The following is a 21,357-nucleotide window of genomic DNA, read 5'->3' on the forward strand; positions in this document are numbered from 1 at the left end:
CGTCGTAAGTGAACGCAAGCCAATTCAAAAGCGTGACGCAATTTGGTGCGTTTAGTTGATAAGGCTTGCTGTTTTGGTGCGCTAACTCCACAGGACGCAGTAGATGGATAATCCAAGCAGTGCGGTTGAAGTTCTGGTTCACGGGGCCAATACCCTGTTCATTCTGATGGGCGCCGTCATGGTGCTGGCGATGCACGCCGGTTTTGCCTTTCTGGAGGTCGGTACTGTACGCCTGAAGAATCAGGTCAATGCGCTGTCGAAAATCATCGCTGACTTTGCGGTATCCACGTTGGCGTACTTTTTCATCGGCTACTGGGTTGCCTATGGCGTCACCTTCCTCCAGCCGGCCGATCAGCTGATTGCCGAAAATGGTTACTCGCTGGTCAAGTTCTTCTTTCTGCTGACGTTCGCGGCCGCGATTCCTGCGATCATCTCCGGGGGTATTGCCGAGCGCGCCAAATTCGGGCCGCAGCTGTGCGCGACTCTGCTGATCGTTGCCTTCATCTACCCGTTCTTCGAAGGTCTGATGTGGAACGGCAATCTCGGCCTTCAGGCCTGGCTAGAAGCACAGTTCGGCGCTCCGTTTCACGATTTCGCCGGCTCGGTGGTAGTGCACGGCATGGGTGGCTGGCTGGCGTTCGGCGCGGTGATTCTGCTCGGTCGACGCAATGGCCGATATCGCGACGGCCGTCTGGTGGCCTTTGCGCCATCGAACATTCCATTCCTGGCGCTGGGGTCGTGGATTCTTATCGTCGGCTGGTTCGGCTTCAACGTGATGAGTGCCCAGACCCTGGAAGAGGTCAGTGGGCTGGTGGCGATCAATTCGCTGATGGCGATGGTTGGCGGGACGGCTGCCGCCTGGGCGGTCGGCCGAAACGACCCTGGCTTCCTGCATAACGGGCCGTTGGCGGGGCTAGTGGCGGTCTGTGCCGGCTCGGATCTGATGCACCCGATCGGTGCGTTGGCCACGGGCGTTGTAGCCGGTGCGCTGTTTGTCTGGGCATTCACCGCGGCGCAGGCCAACTGGAAGATCGATGACGTGCTGGGTGTCTGGCCATTACACGGCCTATGTGGCGTCTGGGGCGGGCTGGCTTGTGGTGTGTTCGGCCAGCACGCGCTGGGTGGACTGGGTGGCGTCAGCCTCTTCAGCCAGCTGATCGGCAGCCTGCTGGGTGTGGTGGTTGCGCTGATGGGCGGATTCCTGGTCTACGGCCTGCTCAAGACGGTGGTGGGCATTCGCCTCAGCCAGGAGGAGGAATTCAATGGCGCGGACCTATCCATTCACCGCATCGGCGCATTGAGTCACGACTAAGCCCAACCGGTAAGCTTGGCCGCTACGCGCGGCCAGCATTTATCGTTACGGCAAGCCATCCTGAAACTGACGGCCTCCATAGGCGCGCATGAACAGCTCAATGCAGCTTTCGACATGCCGCCTCGCATCTTCCGCTTCCAGTTGGTCGACGTAGCCGATCAACAGGCGGAAATGGCCAGCACCCTTGATCAAGGTGCAGAAGTGTTCAGCCGCACGCATCGGCTCGGGGGTATTCAGCAGGCCACGATCGTTGGCATGGGCAAACATTTGCTGAAGGTCGACGAGCAGTAGCTGTGGGCCCACGTCAAAGAACATGCGTGACAGGGCCGGGTTCTGTGTCGCCATGGCCACCATCAAACGATGCAACCCAATCGATTCGGGGCTGTTGACCAACTCCTGAAAGGCGCAGCCGATGTCGAGCAGCGCTTGCCCAATCGGGCGATCCCCATCCAGCAGGAACAGGCTGCGAGGCAGGCGTGTCTCGCAGATGGCCTTCACCGCCGCAGCAAACAGGGCTTCCTTGTCCTTGAAATGGCTGTACAGCGTGAGCTTGGAGACCCCGGCTTCTGCCGCGATGGCCTCCATGCTGCTGCCTTCGTAGCCGTTGTTGAGAAACAGGTCTCGGGCTGCCGCGAGAATCGCCTCGCGCTTGGCTGGATCCTTCGGCCGGCCGGGGCCAGAGGAGATAGATAGGCTATCGGTCATGAGGTTTTTAATACTGGACTGGCTGGTTCGGTATTTTTACTATACCGCGCAGTATAAGTATTAGAACCCGCATCGCGACAGAGAGAGATCCGACGTGTTCCGACATGCCTTGCCCTTCCTCGGTATCCTTGGTTTCGCCGTGCTTGCCGGTTGCGGCAACAGTGAGCCGGAACAAGTCTCGACACGTCCCGTGATGGTGGTCCAGCCACAAGCTGCCGGGGAAGCGTTCGAAAGCTATCCCGGAGAGGTTCACGCTCGTTACGAGCCCGAGCTGTCATTCCGGATTGGCGGCAAGGTAACCGAGCGAATGGTCGAAGCAGGCGAGCGGGTGCGCAAGGACCAGGCGCTGGCGAGCCTGGATCCCCGGGACGTCAAACTGCAACTGGAGGGTATCCGCGCTCAGGTCGCTGCCGCCGAGGCCAACCTGCGCGTCGCCCGCGCCGAGCATGAGCGCTACAAGACGCTTATGGATCGCCAGCTTGTCAGCCGCTCGCAGTTCGATACCTCGGAAAACGCCTATCGCTCGGCGCAGGCGCGCTTGCAGCAGGCTCGCGCCGAATATGATGTGGCAAGCAATCAGGTTGACTACGCCGTGTTGCGTGCGACCCGCGACGGCGTCATCGCCCAGCGGCGAGTCGAAGTCGGCCAGGTCGTTGCGCCAGGCCAGACGGCGTTCGTTCTGGCGGCCGATGGGGAGCGCGAGGTGTCGATAAACCTGCCGGAACAGGCGCTGGACCGCTATTCGGTGGGCCAGAAAGTGGAGGTGGAAATCTGGTCGCATCCCGGCAAGCAGTATCCGGGACATATCCGCGAACTGTCCCCAGCGGCTGACCAGCAGTCACGTACCTATTCGGCACGGGTTGCCTTCGATGACGCCGAGGTGCCCGCCGAGCTTGGCCAGAGTGCCCTGGTATCCATCCGCAACAATGGCGACATCCCGCTTGCCGTTCCCCTGTCCGCCATCACCGCTGAGCAGGGCGAGGCCTATGTCTGGCGGGTGAAAAGCGATGCCACACTCGAGCGCGTTCCTGTGCGCACCGGTGCCTATGGTGAATCGCTGGTACCTGTGCTTGATGGCCTGAATGCTGGTGACTGGGTGGTGCTGGCCGGCGTGCAGATGTTGCATCAGGGCCAGTCGGTCAGGGCGGTGGATCGCGACAACCGTCCGGTCGTCCTGGCAGCGCAGGAGTAACCACGATGCGCTTCAACCTTTCCGCCTGGGCGCTGGGCAATCGGCAGATCGTGGTTTATCTGATGCTGCTGATGGCTATCGTGGGAGCCTTGTCCTACAGCAAGCTCGGCCAGAGCGAGGACCCACCCTTTACTTTCAAGGCGATGGTGATCCAGACGCAGTGGCCTGGCGCTACCGCCGAAGAGGTCTCGCGTCAGGTCACCGAGCGCATCGAAAAGAAGCTGATGGAGACCGGTGAATACGAGCGCATCGTTTCGTTCTCGCGGCCGGGCGAGTCGAACGTCACCTTCATGGCCCGTGACTCGCTGCGGTCCGAGCAGATTCCAGACCTCTGGTATCAGATCCGCAAAAAGATCGGAGACATCCGACACACCTTGCCCGCCGGGGTGCAGGGCCCGTTCTTCAACGACGAGTTCGGTACCACCTTCGGCAACATCTACGCGCTGACCGGCAAGGGCTTCGATTATGCCGTGCTCAAGGATTACGCCGATCGCATCCAGCTCCAGCTGCAGCGTGTAAGGAATGTCGGCAAGGTCGAACTGATCGGTTTGCAGGACGAAAAGATCTGGATCGAACTTTCCAACGTCAAGCTGGCCACGCTGGGTGTGCCGCTGGAAGCCGTCAAGCAGGCATTGGAAGCGCAGAACACCGTGATGTCGGCGGGCTTCGTCGAAACGCCCAGCGACCGCGTTCAATTGCGCGTGACCGGCAGCTTCGAGACAGTGAAGGAAATCCGAAACTTCCCCATCCGCGTGGCTGGCAGCACTTTCCGCATCGGCGACGTTGCCGAGGTCTATCGTGGCTTCAACGACCCGCCCGCGCCGCGCATGCGCTTCATGGGTGAACCGGCAATCGGGCTTGCCGTGTCGATGAAGGAGGGGGGCGACATCCTCGTGCTGGGCGAAGCGCTGCAAGAAGAGTTCGCGCGCCTTCAGCGGGAGCTGCCTGCGGGCATGGAGCTGCGCAAGGTGTCCGACCAGCCAGCCGCTGTGAAGACCGGGGTGGGCGAGTTTGTACGGGTGCTGATCGAGGCTCTGGTAATCGTTCTGCTGGTGAGTTTCTTCTCGCTGGGCGTGCGCACCGGTCTGGTCGTGGCGCTGTCGATTCCGCTGGTGCTGGCCATGACCTTTGCAGCGATGAACTACCTGGACATCGGCTTGCACAAGATTTCGCTGGGCGCGCTGGTACTGGCACTGGGGCTGATGGTGGACGACGCGATCATTGCCGTGGAGATGATGGCGATCAAGATGGAGCAGGGCTTCGACCGGCTAAAGGCGGCGAGTTATGCCTGGACCAGCACGGCCTTCCCGATGCTCACCGGTACGCTGATTACCGCAGCAGGTTTTCTGCCAATTGCCACTGCACAGTCCAGCACCGGCGAATACACCCGCTCCATCTTCCAGGTAGTGACCATCGCCCTGATCGCGTCATGGATTGCGGCCGTGGTGTTCGTACCGCTGCTCGGCGAGAAGCTGCTGCCGGACCTGGCCAAGCGTCACGCCGCCAAACACGGTGGCAGCGATCAGGGCCATGACCCTTACTCGACACCCTTCTACCAGCGGGTACGGCGGGTGATCCAATTCTGTGTACGCCGCCGCAAGACGGTCATCATCCTGACGTTACTGCTCTTCATAGGCGCGATAGGCTTGTTTCGAATCGTGCCGCAGCAGTTCTTTCCTGCCTCGGGCCGGCTCGAGCTGATGGTTGACCTGAAGCTGGCCGAAGGCGCATCGCTCAAGGCCACCGAAGCCGAGGTGCATCGCCTCGAGGAAATGCTCAAGGACCGTGCGGGGATAGACAATTACGTGGCATACGTGGGCAATGGTTCACCACGGTTCTACCTGCCGCTGGATCAGCAGTTGCCGGCGACCAGCTTCGCGCAGATCGTGGTGTTGGCAGAGAGCATCGAGCAGCGAGAAGCGTTGCGCGGCTGGCTGATCGACCGTCTGCGAGAGTATTTCCCGACCCTGCGTGGTCGTGTCAGCCGGCTGGAAAACGGCCCGCCGGTGGGCTATCCGGTTCAGTTTCGGGTGACCGGCGAGCACATCGACGTGGTGCGCAAACTGGCACGCCAGGTGGCGGCAAAGGTGCGTGAAAACCCCTATGTCGCAAACGTACACCTCGACTGGCAGGAACCGAGCAAGGTGGTCTGGCTGAATGTGGATCAGGATCGCGCCCGTGCGTTGGGCGTGAGCACGGTCGAGCTGTCGGGCTTCCTCAAGCGCACCTTCACCGGTACCACCGCAAGCCAGTTTCGTGAGGACAATGAGCTCATCGAGATCCTGATTCGCGGTACCGTTCGTGAGCGCGAGGCGCTATCGATGCTACCCAGTCTGGCCATTCCCACTGCAAGCGGTCGCAGTGTGCCCTTGTCGCAGGTCGCGACGCTGGAATATGGCTTCGAAGAGGGGGTGATCTGGCATCGAAATCGCTTGCCGACCGTGACCGTTCGCGCCGATATCTACGGTGACCAGCAGCCCGCCTCGCTGGTCCAGCAGATCGAACCGAGCCTGGTGGAGATCCGCGACTCGCTGCCTGGCGGGTACCTGCTCGAAGTCGGTGGAACTGTCGAGGACTCCAGCCGTGGCCAGGCATCGGTGAACGCTGGCATGCCGTTGTTCGTGATCGTCGTGGTGAGCCTGCTGATGCTGCAGCTCAAGAGCTTCTCGCGCTCGGCCATGGTGTTCCTCACCGCTCCGCTGGGGCTGATCGGCGTTGCCCTGTTCCTGTTGTTGTTCGGCAAGCCGTTCGGCTTCGTGGCGATGCTTGGCACCATCGCGCTGTCCGGCATGATCATGCGTAACTCGGTGATCCTCGTGGACCAGATCGAGCAGGATATCGGCGCCGGGCAGGATCGCTTCAATGCAATCATCGATGCGACAGTGCGGCGCTTCCGGCCAATCGTGCTGACTGCCCTGGCATCCGTGCTGGCGATGATCCCCCTGTCACGCAGCGTGTTCTTCGGCCCAATGGCGGTGGCCATCATGGGCGGCTTGATTGTCGCGACTGCGCTAACCCTGCTGTTCCTGCCAGCGCTTTACGCTGCCTGGTTCAGGGTCAGGGAAACGCCTCAGGGCTGAAGCTGTCGGCGTGCAGCGCCTGGCCAGCCATTGCTTAGATTGCAAAGGCCGCCGAGGTAACGCCGCGGCCATTCTCAGCGCACAAAAGGGCGTCTCCGTTCGTCTACTTGGGGACACCGGGCGAACCGCCGCACGCTAAGCTTAAGCCTGTTAATCCTCAAGGAAGCCAGGCCGGAATATATGGGCGCAGTATGGCGGTCCGACTCATCCCGGACGGGTAAAGGCAAACGTGCGCCGGTACCCAAGAAACCCGCAAATCAACCGAGACATGGCAGCCGTTTGGCTCGCCGTATGGGTCTGTTGCTGGGCGTTTCATTGTTGGCCGGTGGCGGATATGCCGCCTGGCATGAAATGCAGACCTCAAAGCTGCAGGCATTGTGGCTAAGCCGTTATGCCGAAAAGCTCGACTATGGGCTCGAATCCGGCGCCAGCTCGGCGATTCTGTTTCCGGCTGCCGGTCCGTTCGATCGTAGGCTGGGTTATGCGCAATTGCCGACCTTTCTCGAGCGGCTGACACAGCGCGGCTTCGATATCCAGCAGCAGGTGCGTTTTTCGCCAGCGCTGCAGCGCTACGCCGGCCATGGATTCTTTGTGCCTTATCCGGAAAAGTCCCAGGCCGGGCTGACGATCGACGATTGCCGGGGCGAGCCGCTCTATACCAATAGCTATCCGCATCAGTACTACGGAAGCTTTGACGATGTGCCGCCGCTGGTAGCGATGAGCCTGCTGTTCATCGAGGATCGGGGACTGCTTAATGCCGAACGGCCACGCGCCAATCCTGCTGTAGACTGGCCGCGCTTCACCATGGCTGCAGTCAGCCAGGTCGAGAAGAAGCTTGGTCTGCCAGTCCAGGCAGCCGGTGGTAGTACGCTGGCCACACAGGTCGAGAAGTATCGTCACTCGCCGGAGGGCCGCACCGGAAATGCCGAAGAGAAGATTCGGCAAATGATCTCCGCCAGTGTGCGCACCTATCGTGAAGGCCAGCAGACCATGGCCACGCGGCAGCGCATCGTTCGGGACTATCTCAATAGCGTGCCGCTTTCCGCTGCCTACGGGCATGGTGAGGTCCATGGCATCGCCGACGGCCTGCGCCTGTGGTACGGCGCCGACTTCGCCGAGGTCAACCGTCTGCTGGACTCGCGCTATAACGCCGGCACCAGCTACGCAGCGCAGGGACTGGCGCTGCGCCAGGTGCTCTCGCTGCTGATCGCCCAGCGGCGGCCGTCGTATTACCTGGGAGCAGGGCGCGACGACATGGCCGAACTGACCGACAGTCACATCCGCCTGCTGGCCAACGGTGGCGTAATTGGCACGCGGTTGCGTAACGCCGCGCTGCAGCAAAAGGTGACCTTTCGCGACTTGCGGCGCGAGCCCGGCATTCGCGAGGTGCCATCGAGCAAGGGCATTACGGCAGCGCGTATGCGCCTGAGCAACTTGTTGGGTGTGTCGCTGTACGATCTGGATCGTCTTGACCTGGCCGCGACCACACCGCTGCACGGCGAATTGCAGGAACGGATCAGCGACTACCTGCACCGCCTTGCCGATCCGGCCTTTGCCGGTGAAGCGGGCCTGTTCGGCGAACGCATGCTTTCACCGGAGCGCACCGGTGACGTGCGATACAGCTTTACCCTGTTCGAGCGCGGCGAGCAGGGCTTTCGTGTACGTGTACAGACGGACAACACCAACCAGCCGTTCGACATCAACGAGGGCAGCAAGCTCGAGCTGGGTTCGACGGCTAAATTGCGTGTGCTGACTACTTACCTCGAGGTCATCGCCGAACTGCATCAGCGTTATGCGCAGAGCGATGTCCCGACCTTGCGCAAGGCCGAGGCAGTTGATCCGCTGACGCGCTGGGCGCTGGGTTATCTGATCGAGCATGAGGACCGCAACCTGCCGGCAATGCTGGATGCGGCGCTCGAGCGGCGCTATTCGGCGAGCCCGGCCGAACGCTTCTTCACCGGTGCCGGCATGCACCGTTTCGGCAATTTCCGCCGGGAGGATGATGGCCGCCTGCCTACCATGCGTGAAGCGCTGCAGGAGTCCATCAACCTGCCATTCGTGAGGCTGATGCGTGATCTGGTGAGCTACAGCACCTACCAGACGTCCAACGGTGCCGAGCTGTTGAAACGCGACGACAACCCCAAGCGGCAGGAATATCTGCAACGTTTCGCCGACCGCGAAGGGTCGGTCTTCCTGCAGCGGTTCTGGCGCAAGTACCGGGACAAGAGCGCGGACGAGCGCATCGAAGCACTGTTGGACGGCATGCGCGCAACGCCGTCCAGGCTGGCAGCTGTGCACCGCTACCTCATGCCCGAGGCGGACCGCGTGACCTTCGAGCGCTTTCTCAAGGCGCGCCTGCCAGGTTCGGAGCTCACCGAGAAGGCGGTCGACTCGCTCTACGAACGCTATGCGCCAGGCGCCTACAGTTTGCCGGACCAGGGCTACATCGCCCGTGTCCACCCGCTGGATCTCTGGCTGCTGGGCTACCTGATCAAGCATCCGGACGCTGGCATTACCGAGGTGATAGCGGCCAGTGCCGCCGAGCGCCAGGAGGTGTACGGCTGGTTGTTCCGCAGTCGTCACAAGAGCGCACGGGATAGCCGCATCCGCATCATGCTCGAGGTGGAAGCGTTCACCGACATTCATCGGCGCTGGCAGCGCCTGGGCTATCCCTTCGATCATCTGGTGCCATCGCTGGCTACGGCTCTGGGCAGCTCTGGAGACCGGCCGGCGGCGTTGGCCGAGTTAATGGGGATCATCGTCAACGACGGTGTGCGGTTGCCCAGCGTGCGCATCGACAGCCTGCATTTCGCCAGCGACACGCCCTATGAAACCCGCCTTGGCATCAAGCCGGATGTCGGGGTGCGGGTGCTGCCCAGTGAGGTCGCCACCGCGCTTCGCGAGGCCTTGGCCAGCGTCGTCGAGGGCGGCACGGCACGGCGTTTGCGCGGCAGTTTCATGATGGCCGATGGGGAGGCACTGCGCGTCGGTGGCAAGACCGGGACCGGAGACAACCGGATCCAGACCGTGGGCGCAGGCGGACGGCTGATCAGTTCGCTGGCGCTGAACCGCACCGCCACCTTCGTTTTCTATCTTGGGCCGAATCACTTCGGTACGCTGACTGCCTATGTACCGGGCCGCGGGGCGGACAGCTTCCGCTTCACCTCTGCATTGCCAGTGCAGGTGCTCAAGGGCATGGCGCCGATACTGCAACCCTATCTCCAGCCTGGGGCGCAGACGCAATGCGAGCCGGTCGGCGAGCCGCTTAAGCCAACACTGACAGCCAGCAGTGAAGAGCGGTCCTGACGATGGCGGGTCGAGCGGCTGATAACACCTCACCGTTTCGGCCTGTCTCGCAGATGACCTTTGCCGATCGCCCCGCGCTCGGTGACACTCTCACCCTTCATGACCCAGTGACGGGCTTTAATCAGGCGAGGGCGAGAGATGAAACTGCCGATCTATCAGGTCGATGCATTCACCCAGGAGCGGTTCAAAGGCAACTCGGCGGCGGTCGTGCCGTTGGAGGATTGGCTGAGCGACGCCCAGATGCAGGCCATCGCCAGGGAGAACAACCTGTCGGAAACGGCCTTTCTGGTACGTGAGCCTGACGGTGGTTTCCTCATTCGCTGGTTTTCGCCGCTAACCGAGATCGACTTCTGCGGGCACGCCACACTGGCCAGCGCTTTCGTATTGTTGGGGCAGAACCTGACGACGGCACCGCTCACCTTTCGTGCGGCTGCGGTAGGCGATATCAGCGTAGCTCAGCTGGACGATGGCTTGCTGGAAATGAGCTTTCCTAACCGTGCTCCGGAAGCGGTCGAGAACCCGCCGGTCGAACTGTTCAATGGTCTTGGGACGTTGCCGCAGGCGGTGCTGCGCAGCCGTCAGGCCTGGTTCGCAGTCTATGAAGACGAAGATCAGGTCTGCCAGTTGTCGCCCGATCTCGCCCTACTCAAGTCACTGGCGCCATTGGACGTCGTGGCTACCGCGCCGGGGCGGGACCAGGATTTCGTCTCGCGCTATTTCTGGCCAGCCAACGGCGGCGACGAAGACCCGGTGACCGGCTCCATCCATGCGGGGCTGGCGCCATACTGGAGTGAACGGCTGGGCAAGACGCAGCTGCTGGCGCTACAGGCATCAGCTCGCAGCGGGCTGCTGCATTGCCGGATCGAAGGCGAGCGGGTCCTCGTGGCCGGACACGCTGTTCTTTATCTTCAGGGCACGATCGAGATCTGACCGCGCGCTTGCTGGATGTCCTGTCGGCGAGGTCGAAGCTTCACTCGCTTACCGCTTGGCCATCTGTTTGCACCTGTTCCGCCGGCTAGGTGGTTAGCTCTTCGCGTCGAAGGCGTGCCGCGCACCGCCGATCCCGGCATCATCCTCGATCCGCTCTACCGTTCTTCAAGGACCACTATGATTCTCAAAGGCCTGACCTGGCTGGTCGTGCTGCAGCTGCTGGGCAACGTCATCCACCTCTCGCTGCTTCCGGCATTGCCTGGCCCTATCATCGGCATGTTGCTGCTGTTCGGCCTGCTGTTGCTGCGTCGAGGTATTCCCGAGCCCCTGGAAAAGACCGCTGCGCTGCTGCTGCAGTACCTGCCTCTGCTGTTGATCGTGCCGGCGGCAGGCATTATGACCAGTAGCGACGCCTTGCTCGCGGACCTGCCGGCCATCGCTGCCGGACTGGTCCTGTCGCTAATGGTGACCGTGCCGTTTTGCGGTTGGCTGATGCAGGCACTGATCCGCCGCATGGATCGCAGGCGGGGAGACCAGCCATGAGCGGTGTTGACTGGCAGGGCGTCTGGACCATGACGCTGGATCACCCGCTGTTCTCGGTGGCGCTGACGCTGATCGCGTTCCAGCTGGCCCTTGCGCTGTACCGTCGCAGTGGCTGGCTGATACTGCAGCCGGTCATGGTGGGCATGCTGCTGGTTGTCGGCACGCTCTATCTGTGCGGGATCGACTACCAGAGCTACCGCGCCGACGCGTCGATGGTGGCCGTACTGGTCGGCCCGGCAACCGTGGCACTGGCGGTGCCGTTGTACCGGCATTTCCGTCGCATTCACGCGCTGTTCTGGCCCATCCTGATCACATTGATCAGTGGCGGTGTGTTGGGCGTGGTCCTGACCTTGACGATCGCCGGTGCGCTGGGGGCGGACCTTAAAGTACTCATGAGCCTGTCGCCCAAGGCCGCGACCATGCCGATTGCCATGCTGGTGGCCGAGCAGATCGGCGGCCTCGCTTCGCTGGCAGCGGTGTTCGTGATGCTTACAGGCGTGATCGGTACGGCGTTGGGTCCGCTGTTGCTGGGGTGGGCGGGTGTCGATCATCCGGCGGCGCGAGGGCTCAGTTATGGCATCAATGCGCACGCCATCGGCACGGCGCGAGCACTGGAGGAGGGCGATGAGTGTGGCGCCTTTGCGGCATTGGGGATGAGCTTGCTCGGGATCCTCATTGCCTTATTCCTACCGCTTTTGCTGACCTCCCTGTCTTGATCCCGAGTGGGTTGATCATCGAATTTGCCGATCTGTTTGTGCGGAATTATCCAACCAAACCGATGCCAATCGGATGGAGGATGGCCTCATCCCGGCACGAGACCGTTCGGCAATCGCAGCGCCGTCTCAGGCTATCGCCATGAGCGCTACTGCCCGGCACCAACTCGGTTTGCCCAGGGCAGGCAGGCGCGAGAGCAAATGATCGCCGATGCGCATGGCCCGACACTTTGTGCCGCTCCGATTGCCGAACAGGAGATCGGGCCGGCCCCCTGATGACGCGCCAGTCACGGGCGCATCGGGGAGCAGACCCGCCCCGGCACACATCAACCCAGAAAGAGGAAGCTTGAACATGGCAAAGATTCTTGTGTTGTATCACTCGATGTATGGTCACGTTGAAACCATGGCCAACGCGGTTGCCGAGGGCGCACGGCGCGTCGAAGGTGCCGAGGTTACGGTCAAGCGTGTGCCCGAAACCATGCCCGAAGATGCGTTCAAGAACGCTGGTGGCAAGGTCGATCAGCAGGCGCCGATTGCCAGTCCGGCGGAACTCGCTGATTACGATGCCATCATCGTGGGCACGCCGACTCGCTTCGGCAACATGTCCAGCCAGATGCGCACCTTCTTCGACCAGACCGGAGGCCTATGGGCCAAGGGTGCGTTGCATGGCAAGGTTGCTAGCGTCTTCACCTCGACCGGTACCGGTGGCGGCCAGGAAATGACCATCACCTCGACCTGGACGACCCTGGCGCACCACGGAATGATCATCGTGCCCACCGGCTACGGCATTGGTGAGTTCTTCGACATTTCCGAAGTGAACGGTGGTACGCCCTACGGTGCCTCGACCATCGCCGGTGGTGACGGCTCGCGTCAGCCGTCCAACAAGGAACTGACCATTGCCCGCTATCAGGGCGAACACGTAGCCAAGGTCACGTCCAAACTGATGGGTTAGGCCTGGTCCAGCGGCGCGAGGGAAGTCCTTCTGCGTCGCTGCATGACCCCGGTGGGCTTATTGCCCGTTCAGCAACAGGCCATACATCAGCTCGTCGACATAGCCTTCATCCGAGGCGCGCTTGTAGGCGGCTCGTTGAGTGCCTTCGTGGCGGAAACCAGATCGCTCGTAGAAGGCAATCGCCCGTGGGTTGTCCGCTTCGACCGTGAGCTCGATCCTCTTGATCCCAGCCCTGGACAGCCTGGCGATCGCATCCTCCAACATTGCCCTTGCCACGCCTTGCCCTTTCATTCCAGGCGCTACGGCGAGCGTCCCAAGATAGGCCACATGGGCTGCTCGGCCAACATGGCGTTGTGCCTTGTAGAAGCCCTGTATCTGACCGGCCAGTTCATAGACGTAGAAGCAACCGCTGTCGAACAACGGATCGAAGACCTTGCCGAAGGCTTCACGCGGCATGGGGTCGAAGCCGAGAAAGGGCACCACGTCTTCGTGCATGTAGATGTCGTAGACGCGATCGATGTCCTTGGGTGTGGCGAGTCTGCGCATGCATCCGTCCTCATATGATTTTTCCAGGCACTGATTCGGCTAGGTCGCCCCAAGCGTGCGCCTTGATGCGCAAGGTCAGCTCGCTGGAGCCTGGTTGCGGCGATAATGCTGCGACCAGAGCTTTTCTGCTCTTGGCCAATAAAGGATCAGCCTCGTGGTGACATTCGAAATCAAGCAGCTTAGTCCCGAACATTACCGTCAGCAGACCCGACGCAGCACCCTGATCGTGGTGGTGACCTTTGCAGTGCTCGCGATGGGCCTGGCATCCCTGGCGGTGGCGCTGCTGGGCGAGCCCGGTCGAGATGGCGTGATGTTGAACATGGCTGGCGTTGCCGCCGGGTTACTGCTGACGGTTGCGCTGGTACGCTGGGTTTACTGGCCAAAGCCTTGGATGGCATGTGCTGTGTACGGCTGGCAGCTCAAGCGCAGCCTGATGCGGATAACGAATGTAATGCACCACATAACCACAGGTGTAGCGCAGGGCGATCCGAGTGCGATGAAGCTGCTGCGCTTTTACCATCTGGGTTTGATACAGATGCATGAGCTGGACGGCAATACCGGTTCGCTCAGCGAGATTCGTGGCGAAATCGATAGGCACCGTGACGTCATGCAGGCGAAGGGGCTCGAAACGGAGCAGGTTCGCCTGGAGGCTGAATGGATCGAAGAGGTAAAGCGTTTCGCCGCGTGATTCAGCTTCCGTTTTTATTGTAGTGGCGAGGCAGTCTCCATCTACCTGGCAGGGCGCGCTCCGGGTAATATCTGCCGCTCGGCAAGCAGCCTGCAGCCGAACCCTCCTCACGTTCGCGAGGAGCACGAACACCCAAGGCGGTCCTCCCGACAATGCTGTTGTTCAAGCGGAACGCCAAGGTCCGCCTTAACGCCTTGCAAGCCAGGAATTTTCAATGAAAAGGTTGTACCTGCTAGGTCTGATTGCGTGTCTTTCCGGGTGTTCGGCTATACAAACGCCATCCGCTCCGCTGGATGACAAATCGGCTTTTGTTGCCGGCCTCATCGAGCAGATGACCCTTGAGGAAAAGATCGGCCAGCTGCGGCTCATCAGCATCGGCGCGGACATGCCGAGAGATCGCATTCTCAAGGAGCTGGCCGCGGGACGAATCGGCGGTACCTTCAACACCGTGACGCCGATGGACAACCGGCCCATGCAGGAAGCGGCGCTGAAGAGCCGCCTGAAGATACCGGTCTTCTTTGCCTACGACATCATTCACGGCCACCGCACCATCTTCCCGATCGGGCTTGGCCTGGCGTCCAGCTGGGATCTCGATGCAATTGCCACCAGCGGCCGGGTATCAGCCATCGAGGCCAGTGCCGACGGGCTGGACATGACCTTTGCGCCGATGGTTGACATCACCCGCGACCCGCGCTGGGGGCGAACCTCCGAAGGCTTCGGCGAAGACCCTTACCTGGTGTCGGAGATTGCCCGTACGGTGGTCAAGGCCTATCAGGGCGAGTCGCCCCAGGCAGCGGACAGCATTACCGCCAGCGTCAAGCATTTCGCTCTTTACGGTGCGGTCGAGGGCGGCCGTGACTACAACATTGTCGACATGAGCCCGATGCGCATGCATCAGGACTACCTGCCGCCATACCGCGCAGCCGTCGAGGCGGGTGCTGGCGGAATGATGGTTGCACTCAACTCCATCAACGGTGTGCCGGCCAGTGCCAACACCTGGCTGCTGCAGGATCTGCTGCGCCGTGACTGGGACTTCAAGGGTGTGACGGTGAGTGATCACGGCGCGGTGCGTGAGCTGATCAAGCATGGCGTGGCGCGCGATGGTAGAGAGGCGGCAAAACTGGCGATCGAAGCTGGCGTCGACATGAGCATGGCCGATGAGCTCTACCTGCAGGAATTGCCTGGGCTGGTCCGGAGCGGACAGGTACCGGAGCGCACAATTGACCGCGCCGTGGGCGAGGTACTGGGCGCCAAGTACGACATGGGCCTGTTCCACGATCCGTTTCGTCGCATCGGTACGGCCATGGACGATCCGGGGGACATCAACGCAGAAAGCAGGCTCCACCGGGAAGAGGCCAGGCGGGTGGCGCGCCAGTCCCTGGTGCTGCTCGAAAACCATCGGCAGACGTTGCCGCTGGACAGGGGCAAGCGTATCGCGCTGATCGGGCCACTGGCAGATGCGCCGGTGGACATGATGGGCAGCTGGTCGGCCGCTGGCGTGGCCACACAATCCATCACCCTGCGCAAAGGCTTGCAGGATGCCCTGGGTGAGACGGGTCAATTGCTTTATGCCCGCGGTGCGAACGTCACTGACGACCCGCACATGGTCGACTACCTGAATTTTCTCAATTGGGACAAGCCGGAAGTGGTACAGGACCCCCGCACGCCGGAGCAAATGATCGCCGAGGCGCTGGAGGTGGCCAGGCGGGCCGAGGTCATCGTTGCCGCGGTGGGCGAGTCGCGCGGCATGTCTCACGAGTCCTCGAGCCGTACCAGCCTGCGTATTCCGCCCAGCCAGCAGAAGTTGCTGGAGGCACTGAAACAGACCGGAAAGCCACTGGTCCTGGTGTTGATGAATGGCAGACCGCTTGAGCTGACCTGGGCGAAGGCGAACGCCGACGCGGTCCTTGAGACCTGGTTCAGCGGCACCGAGGGCGGCCATGCGATCGCCGATGTGCTGTTTGGCGACTACAACCCGTCCGGCAAGCTGCCGATCTCTTTCCCACGGTCGGTTGGCCAGATCCCGACCTATTACAACCATCTGCGAGTGGGGCGCCCCTTTGTCGAGGGCAAGCCGGGCAATTACACCTCACAGTACTTCGAAGAGCCCAACGGCGCGCTTTATCCCTTCGGCTATGGCCTGAGCTATACCGATTTCGAACTCTCCGACATGCGCCTCTCGTCAGCAAAGCTGGCGCCCGGCGGGTCGATCGAGGCAAGTATCGTGCTGAAGAACAAGGGCTCCCGGGACGGCTCCACCGTCGTGCAGTTGTACATTCATGACCGGTTCGCCTCGGTGATCCGTCCGGTAAAAGAGCTGCGGGATTTCCGTAAGGTCACGTTGAAAGCCGGTGAAGAGCGGGAGATTCGATTCGCTATCGATGAACAGGATCTCGCGTTCTTCAATGCGAAGCTTCAACAGGTAGCCGAGCCGGGTGAATTCGAAGTCCAGATAGGGCTGGATTCGCAACAGGTCCAGCGGCAAGCCTTCGAATTGCTGTAGCGGGAACATTACCCCTGGATTCTTTGCGGTGCCGAAATAAGCGTTTCGGCGCCGAAGAGGGCGTGTGGCTGATTGCAACAGGTCGTTTCGTTTACTTTCCGCCCGTTGGGAATCATTTGCCGTAACGGCAGACCAATGAGGGCAAACCCAGGCCGTATATCGGTCAGTAAGTCAGGAGGCTATGTGTCAAGGGTCTTTAATCTCAGATTCCGGTTCGGCAAGAAGCAGTTGCTTGGCATGCTCTTGAGCTTGCCGATGGCATTGCTGGCTGGGAATGGTTGGGCGTTCGGCATCGAGGATGTCGCGTCACGGGCAGAAAAGCTTGCTGCGGAGCGCTATGTGGCTCCGCAAAGCAACCTGCCGGCGGTCTTTCGCGAGATGGCTTTCGCCGATTACCAGCAACTCAGGTTCCGTGGGGAGAAAGCGCTCTGGCACGACGCCAACACGCCGTTCCAGTTGCAGTTCTACCATCAGGGCATGCATTTCGATGTGCCGGTGAAAATCAACGAGATCACCAGCAGCGGCGTCGAGGAAATCAAGTACGACCCGCAGATGTTCGATTTCGGAAATGTGCAGATCGAGCCGGCAGCGTTGGAAAACCTTGGCTTCGCCGGTTTCAAGGTACTCTACCCGCTGAACAAGGCCGACAAGGCGGATGAGCTGATGACGCTGCTCGGTGCCAGCTACTTCAGGGTGGTCGGCAAACATCAGGTATATGGCTTGTCCGCCCGTGGCCTGGCCATCGACACCGCCTTGCCGGGCGGCGAAGAGTTTCCGCGATTCCGCGAATTCTGGGTAGAGCGGCCGCAGCCCGACCGCCGCAACCTCGTGATCTATGCACTGCTGGATTCGCCTCGCGCGACCGGTGCCTACCGTATGGTGGTGACGCCGGGCAAGGACAGTACCGTAGATGTTCAGGCACGAGTCTTTATGCGCCAGCCGGTAGAAAAGATCGGCCTCGCGGCGCTGACGAGCATGTATCTGTTTGGGGCCAACCAGCCCAGCAGCCAGCTCAACTACCGCCCTCAGCTTCACGACTCTGAAGGCCTGGCCATACACGCAGCCAATGGTGAATGGATCTGGCGGCCACTGAACAATCCCAAGCGGCTGTCCATCAGCAGCTATGCGGTCGAAAACCCGCGCGGCTTCGGCCTGTTGCAACGCACTCGCGAGTTCGGCCGTTACGAAGACCTGGACGACCGCTATGAGCTGCGTCCAAGCGGCTGGGTAGAACCTCGCGGCGACTGGGGCAAGGGGCATATAGAGCTGGTCGAGATCCCAACTCCCGACGAGACGAATGACAACATCGTTGCCTATTGGGTGCCCGAGCAATCACCGCAGCCGGGCCAGCCACTGGATTTCGGTTACGTGTTGCACTTCACCATGGATGAGCCATCGCTGCACGATCCCGAGCTGGCCTGGGTGAGCCAGACGCGGTTATCGACCGGCGACGTCAAGCAGTCGAACCTGATCCGGCAGCCCGATGGCAGCACGGCCTTGATCGTCGACTTCGTCGGCCCCAATCTGGCTGCGCTGCCGGCCGAGGCCATGGTGTCGACCCGGGTGAGCGTAGGTAACAATGCCGAGCTGGTCGAAAACAATCTGCGCCACAATCCGGTGACCAAAGGCTGGCGTCTGACGCTTAGGCTGAAAGTCCGTGACCCGGCGCAGCCGGTCGAGTTGCGCGCAGCGCTGGTGGAAGGTGAGAAGACACTTTCCGAGACCTGGAGCTATCAGATTCCAAGCCATGAATAATCCTGCGCAAGCGTCCCTTATTGCGGACTACCTGAACTGTCTTCAGTTGAATGCAGAACAGCGCGCCGCACTGCTCCGTGAGACAGAAGGGGCGGGCAGCGATCTGGATGCTCTTCACACGGCACTTGCCCACGTAGTCGGTGAGCAACAGGGCCTGCCCACTGGCAGAGGATTGCTCGGCTCGGTGGTTGCGCGGCTTAAGCTTGGCTGGAGCGACACTCTTGAGCGTGGCCGGGCGCTTTCACAGGATCATCAGGGCCAGCCCTGCATCAGCTCGACACCGCCGATTGTACGCACACGAATGGTGCCCGAACCCTGGCACACCAATGTGCTGCGACTGAGCTGGTGGCGCTTGCTGCGCAAGAAGAACCGCATCGTCGATCCGCCGCCGACTGCCAGAGCCATGGACCGCTCGGGCTGGCGCAAGATGGCCGCGTTCCGCCGTTCCACGCTGTTGATCCTGATGCTGGTGCAGACGGTCATCGCGACCTGGCACATGAAGTCGGTGCTGCCGTACCAGGGCTGGGCTCTGGTGGATCTGCAGGGCGTGCTTCAGCAGCCCTGGCTGGAAACGGCCAGGCAGATCCTCCCTTATGTCGTTCAGACAAGCATTCTGATCCTGTTCGCCTTGCTGTTTTGCTGGGTATCGGTGGGGTTCTGGACGGCCCTGATGGGATTTTTTCAGCTGCTGAAGGGGCATGACCAACACAATATTTCCGCCAGTACACTCGGTGACGAACCAATACCGCGCGAAGCCCGCACGGCGCTGGTGATGCCGATTGCCAACGAAGATGTACCGCGAGTATTCGCCGGTTTGCGGGCCACCTACGAATCGCTCAAGGCGACCGGTCAGATCGAGCGCTTCGATATCTTCGTGCTCAGCGACAGCAACGACCCTGATACCTGTGTCGCTGAGCAGAAGGCCTGGCTCGAGCTATGCCGCGACGTCGATGGCTTCGGCCATATTTTCTACCGCCGTCGTCGTCGCCGAGTGAAGCGCAAGAGCGGCAACATTGATGACTTCTGTCGGCGCTGGGGTAGCAGCTACCGTTACATGGTGGTACTTGATGCCGACAGCGTGATGAGCGGTGACTGCCTGACCAGCCTGGTGCGGCTGATGGAGGCCAACCCGGGCGCCGGCATCATCCAGACAGCCCCTACCGCTTCGGGCATGGACACACTGTATGCACGCATGCAGCAATTCGCGACGCGCGTCTATGGGCCTTTGTTTACCGCAGGGCTCAATTTCTGGCAGCTGGGCGAGTCCCACTACTGGGGGCACAACGCGATCATCCGGGTAAAGCCCTTTATCGAGCATTGCGCCTTGGCGCCGCTGCCAGGCAAGGGCTCGTTCGCCGGGGACATCCTCTCCCACGACTTCGTCGAAGCCGCGCTGATGCGCAGAGCCGGCTGGGGCGTTTGGATTGCCTATGATCTGCCGGGAAGCTACGAGGAGCTGCCGCCGAACCTGCTCGACGAGCTCAAGCGCGATCGTCGCTGGTGCCACGGCAACCTGATGAACTTCCGCCTGTTCCTGGTCAAGGGAATGCACACCGTGCACCGCTTCGTGTTCCTGACAGGCGTGATGTCCTACCTGTCGGCACCGCTGTGGTTCGTCTTCCTGGCCCTGTCGACCGGATTGCTGGCGATCCATACCCTGATGGTGCCGGAGTATTTCCTGCAGCCCAACCAGCTCTATCCGCTGTGGCCGCAGTGGCATCCGCGTGAAGCCATCGCGCTGTTTTCCGCAACGCTTACACTGCTGTTCCTGCCCAAGTTGCTGAGCGTATTGCTGATCTGGATACAGGGCGCGAACGAATACGGGGGCAGAATCAGGCTGCTGCTGTCGATGATTCTCGAAACCCTGTTCTCTATGCTTGCCGCCCCGGTGCGCATGGTGTTTCACACCGTGTTCGTCACTGCGGCGTTCCTTGGCTGGTCGGTGCAGTGGAACTCGCCGCAACGTGCAGACAACGCCACGCCATGGAGCGAAGCGCTGCGCCGGCATGGCCCGCAGATGCTGCTGGGCGCGCTCTGGACTGCCCTGGTCGGCTGGCTTGACCCGGCGTTCCTCTGGTGGCTGGCACCGATCGTGGTGTCGCTGATGCTGTCTGCAGCGGTCTCGGTAATCACCAGTCGCACCAAGCCCGGGCTGGTCGCGCGTCGGCTGAAGCTGTTCCTGATCCCGGAGGAGCACAACCCCCCGCCGGAACTGGCCTCGACGGATCGCTATACATTACAGAACCAAGCCAATGCGCTGCATGATGGTTTCGTTGCCGCAACCGTGGACCCGATCTACAACGCACTGGTTTGCGGTATGGCTCGGGCCCGTCACGCCAAGGTCGTGCCGGGCGCCGAGGCGCTACGTGAGCAACGTATGCAACAGATTCTCGACGCCGGCCCCAACGGTGATGCCGAAGCAGCGCGATGGCGCCTGCTGAACGACCCGCAAGGCATGGCGCGTCTGCATCAGCGTGTCTGGCAGGACGAGCGCTACGGGTCCTGGCGCGCTGCATATGGCAAATCACTTCGCGTAGAACCGCAAGCGTCGGAAACGCCAGCAACCATCGAGGCCGTGCATACGTAACGCTGCCTGGCGGTTGCTGAACAGCCTGCCGTTCGGTACGGACAGGCTGTTCACTAGCGCAACAGGTTTCGGTGGCCCTTGGCCAGGAGCCTTTAGTCTCCAGGGTACTCCGCCAGCACCACATCCTTACCGTCAGCGGTAAGCCCGATTACCTGGTAGGCCTGAGCGGGTTGGCCGTAATCCATGCCGGGTGAGCCGGCAGGCATTCCGGGCGCAGCGACACCTACCAGATCCTCACGCTGCCGAAGCTCCTGTATCTGCGCCACAGGTACGTGTCCTTCGACGAACTTGCCGTCGACCACGCCGGTATGACAAGAGCCCAAACGGGGCACCACGCCCAGGCGCTGCTTGACCGCGCTCATGTCTTTCTCGACATGATCACGCACCTCGAATCCATTGGCCTGCAGGTACTTGATCCAGTCCTTGCAGCAGCCGCAATTGGGGTCTCGATGGACATCGATGACCTGGGCGGCCTGGGCGCTACCCGCCATGAAGAGCGCAGCGATAACAGCCATTTTCAATTTCATGTAAAAACTCCAGCTAGA

15 protein-coding genes are annotated in these 21,357 nt (G+C 61.4%); 12 read left to right on the forward strand and 3 right to left on the reverse strand.

Annotated features, from left to right (window positions below):
- Window positions 1–103: 103 nt before the first annotated feature.
- Window positions 104–1,312 carry an ammonium transporter gene (locus AC4LFW_RS03405; RefSeq protein WP_491817803.1) on the forward strand — a complete coding sequence of 403 codons (1,209 nt, stop codon included), beginning with the start codon at window positions 104–106 and terminating at the stop codon, window positions 1,310–1,312.
- 45 nt (window positions 1,313–1,357) lie between these two features.
- On the opposite strand, the gene AC4LFW_RS03410 is transcribed toward AC4LFW_RS03405, so the two are convergent.
- Complete coding sequence (locus AC4LFW_RS03410; RefSeq protein WP_491817805.1) at window positions 1,358–2,017, reverse strand: TetR/AcrR family transcriptional regulator; 660 nt, start codon at window positions 2,015–2,017, stop codon at window positions 1,358–1,360.
- 94 nt (window positions 2,018–2,111) lie between these two features.
- On the opposite strand from AC4LFW_RS03410, the gene AC4LFW_RS03415 reads away from it, so the two are divergent.
- From AC4LFW_RS03415 to wrbA, 7 genes are all read left to right on the forward strand, one after another.
- A complete protein-coding gene (locus tag AC4LFW_RS03415; protein WP_491817807.1) occupies window positions 2,112–3,209 on the forward strand; it encodes an efflux RND transporter periplasmic adaptor subunit in 1,098 nt (365 codons plus the stop codon).
- A 5-nt stretch (window positions 3,210–3,214) separates the two neighbouring features.
- A complete protein-coding gene (locus tag AC4LFW_RS03420; RefSeq protein ID WP_491817809.1) occupies window positions 3,215–6,289 on the forward strand; it encodes an efflux RND transporter permease subunit in 3,075 nt (1,024 codons plus the stop codon).
- A gap of 180 nt (window positions 6,290–6,469) precedes the next feature.
- Window positions 6,470–9,595, forward strand: coding sequence for a transglycosylase domain-containing protein (locus tag AC4LFW_RS03425; protein WP_491817811.1), 3,126 nt, complete (start codon window positions 6,470–6,472; stop codon window positions 9,593–9,595).
- 150 nt (window positions 9,596–9,745) lie between these two features.
- On the forward strand, window positions 9,746–10,525 hold the full coding sequence (locus AC4LFW_RS03430) for a PhzF family phenazine biosynthesis protein (RefSeq protein ID WP_491820117.1): 780 nt from the start codon (window positions 9,746–9,748) through the stop codon (window positions 10,523–10,525).
- A 177-nt stretch (window positions 10,526–10,702) separates the two neighbouring features.
- On the forward strand, window positions 10,703–11,068 hold the full coding sequence (locus tag AC4LFW_RS03435; protein WP_491817813.1) for a CidA/LrgA family protein: 366 nt from the start codon (window positions 10,703–10,705) through the stop codon (window positions 11,066–11,068).
- Entirely contained in the window at window positions 11,065–11,784 is a 720-nt protein-coding gene (locus AC4LFW_RS03440; RefSeq protein WP_491817815.1) for an LrgB family protein, read from the forward strand. Before AC4LFW_RS03435 ends, AC4LFW_RS03440 begins: the two co-directional genes overlap by 4 nt.
- Before the next feature lie 349 nt (window positions 11,785–12,133).
- The gene (gene wrbA / locus AC4LFW_RS03445) at window positions 12,134–12,733 is read left to right on the forward strand and encodes an NAD(P)H:quinone oxidoreductase (protein WP_491817816.1); all 600 of its coding nucleotides are present in this window, start codon (window positions 12,134–12,136) and stop codon (window positions 12,731–12,733) included.
- Window positions 12,734–12,790: 57 nt separating this feature from the next.
- Here wrbA and AC4LFW_RS03450 read toward each other — a convergent pair whose 3' ends face one another.
- Window positions 12,791–13,279 (reverse strand): GNAT family N-acetyltransferase, encoded by a 489-nt coding sequence (locus AC4LFW_RS03450; protein ID WP_491817818.1) that lies wholly within the window; start codon window positions 13,277–13,279, stop codon window positions 12,791–12,793.
- A 154-nt stretch (window positions 13,280–13,433) separates the two neighbouring features.
- Here AC4LFW_RS03450 and AC4LFW_RS03455 point away from each other — a divergent pair, with 154 nt between their 5' ends.
- The 4 genes from AC4LFW_RS03455 to mdoH all read left to right on the forward strand — a co-directional run bounded on the left by AC4LFW_RS03455 (window position 13,434) and on the right by mdoH (window position 20,812).
- A complete protein-coding gene (locus AC4LFW_RS03455; RefSeq protein ID WP_491817820.1) occupies window positions 13,434–13,967 on the forward strand; it encodes a DUF3087 domain-containing protein in 534 nt (177 codons plus the stop codon).
- Between the two features lie 214 nt (window positions 13,968–14,181).
- Window positions 14,182–16,470, forward strand: a complete 2,289-nt coding sequence (bglX, locus tag AC4LFW_RS03460) for a beta-glucosidase BglX (RefSeq protein ID WP_491817822.1) — start codon at window positions 14,182–14,184, stop codon at window positions 16,468–16,470.
- A 237-nt stretch (window positions 16,471–16,707) separates the two neighbouring features.
- Window positions 16,708–18,225 (forward strand): glucan biosynthesis protein G, encoded by a 1,518-nt coding sequence (locus AC4LFW_RS03465; RefSeq protein ID WP_491820118.1) that lies wholly within the window; start codon window positions 16,708–16,710, stop codon window positions 18,223–18,225.
- On the forward strand, window positions 18,218–20,812 hold the full coding sequence (gene mdoH, locus AC4LFW_RS03470; protein ID WP_491817824.1) for a glucans biosynthesis glucosyltransferase MdoH: 2,595 nt from the start codon (window positions 18,218–18,220) through the stop codon (window positions 20,810–20,812). Before AC4LFW_RS03465 ends, mdoH begins: the two co-directional genes overlap by 8 nt.
- Window positions 20,813–20,904: 92 nt before the next feature.
- Here mdoH and AC4LFW_RS03475 read toward each other — a convergent pair whose 3' ends face one another.
- Complete coding sequence (locus tag AC4LFW_RS03475; protein ID WP_491817826.1) at window positions 20,905–21,339, reverse strand: DUF411 domain-containing protein; 435 nt, start codon at window positions 21,337–21,339, stop codon at window positions 20,905–20,907.
- Between the last annotated feature and the right edge of the window lie 18 nt (window positions 21,340–21,357).

The sequence above is a fragment of the Stutzerimonas sp. C6.4V genome (assembly GCF_058536345.1).

What these genes read in the sequence shown, in the direction of transcription:
- bglX (WP_491817822.1), top strand. Translation starts at nt 14,182, where the DNA reads ATGAAAAGGTTGTACCTGCTAGGTCTGATTGCGTGTCTTTCCGGGTGT.
- wrbA (WP_491817816.1), top strand. Translation starts at nt 12,134, where the DNA reads ATGGCAAAGATTCTTGTGTTGTATCACTCGATGTATGGTCACGTTGAA.
- AC4LFW_RS03425 (WP_491817811.1), top strand. Translation starts at nt 6,470, where the DNA reads ATGGGCGCAGTATGGCGGTCCGACTCATCCCGGACGGGTAAAGGCAAA.
- AC4LFW_RS03435 (WP_491817813.1), top strand. Translation starts at nt 10,703, where the DNA reads ATGATTCTCAAAGGCCTGACCTGGCTGGTCGTGCTGCAGCTGCTGGGC.
- AC4LFW_RS03440 (WP_491817815.1), top strand. Translation starts at nt 11,065, where the DNA reads ATGAGCGGTGTTGACTGGCAGGGCGTCTGGACCATGACGCTGGATCAC.
- AC4LFW_RS03420 (WP_491817809.1), top strand. Translation starts at nt 3,215, where the DNA reads ATGCGCTTCAACCTTTCCGCCTGGGCGCTGGGCAATCGGCAGATCGTG.
- AC4LFW_RS03410 (WP_491817805.1), bottom strand. Translation starts at nt 2,017, where the DNA reads ATGACCGATAGCCTATCTATCTCCTCTGGCCCCGGCCGGCCGAAGGAT.
- AC4LFW_RS03475 (WP_491817826.1), bottom strand. Translation starts at nt 21,339, where the DNA reads ATGAAATTGAAAATGGCTGTTATCGCTGCGCTCTTCATGGCGGGTAGC.
- AC4LFW_RS03465 (WP_491820118.1), top strand. Translation starts at nt 16,708, where the DNA reads ATGCTCTTGAGCTTGCCGATGGCATTGCTGGCTGGGAATGGTTGGGCG.
- AC4LFW_RS03405 (WP_491817803.1), top strand. Translation starts at nt 104, where the DNA reads ATGGATAATCCAAGCAGTGCGGTTGAAGTTCTGGTTCACGGGGCCAAT.
- mdoH (WP_491817824.1), top strand. Translation starts at nt 18,218, where the DNA reads ATGAATAATCCTGCGCAAGCGTCCCTTATTGCGGACTACCTGAACTGT.
- AC4LFW_RS03450 (WP_491817818.1), bottom strand. Translation starts at nt 13,279, where the DNA reads ATGCGCAGACTCGCCACACCCAAGGACATCGATCGCGTCTACGACATC.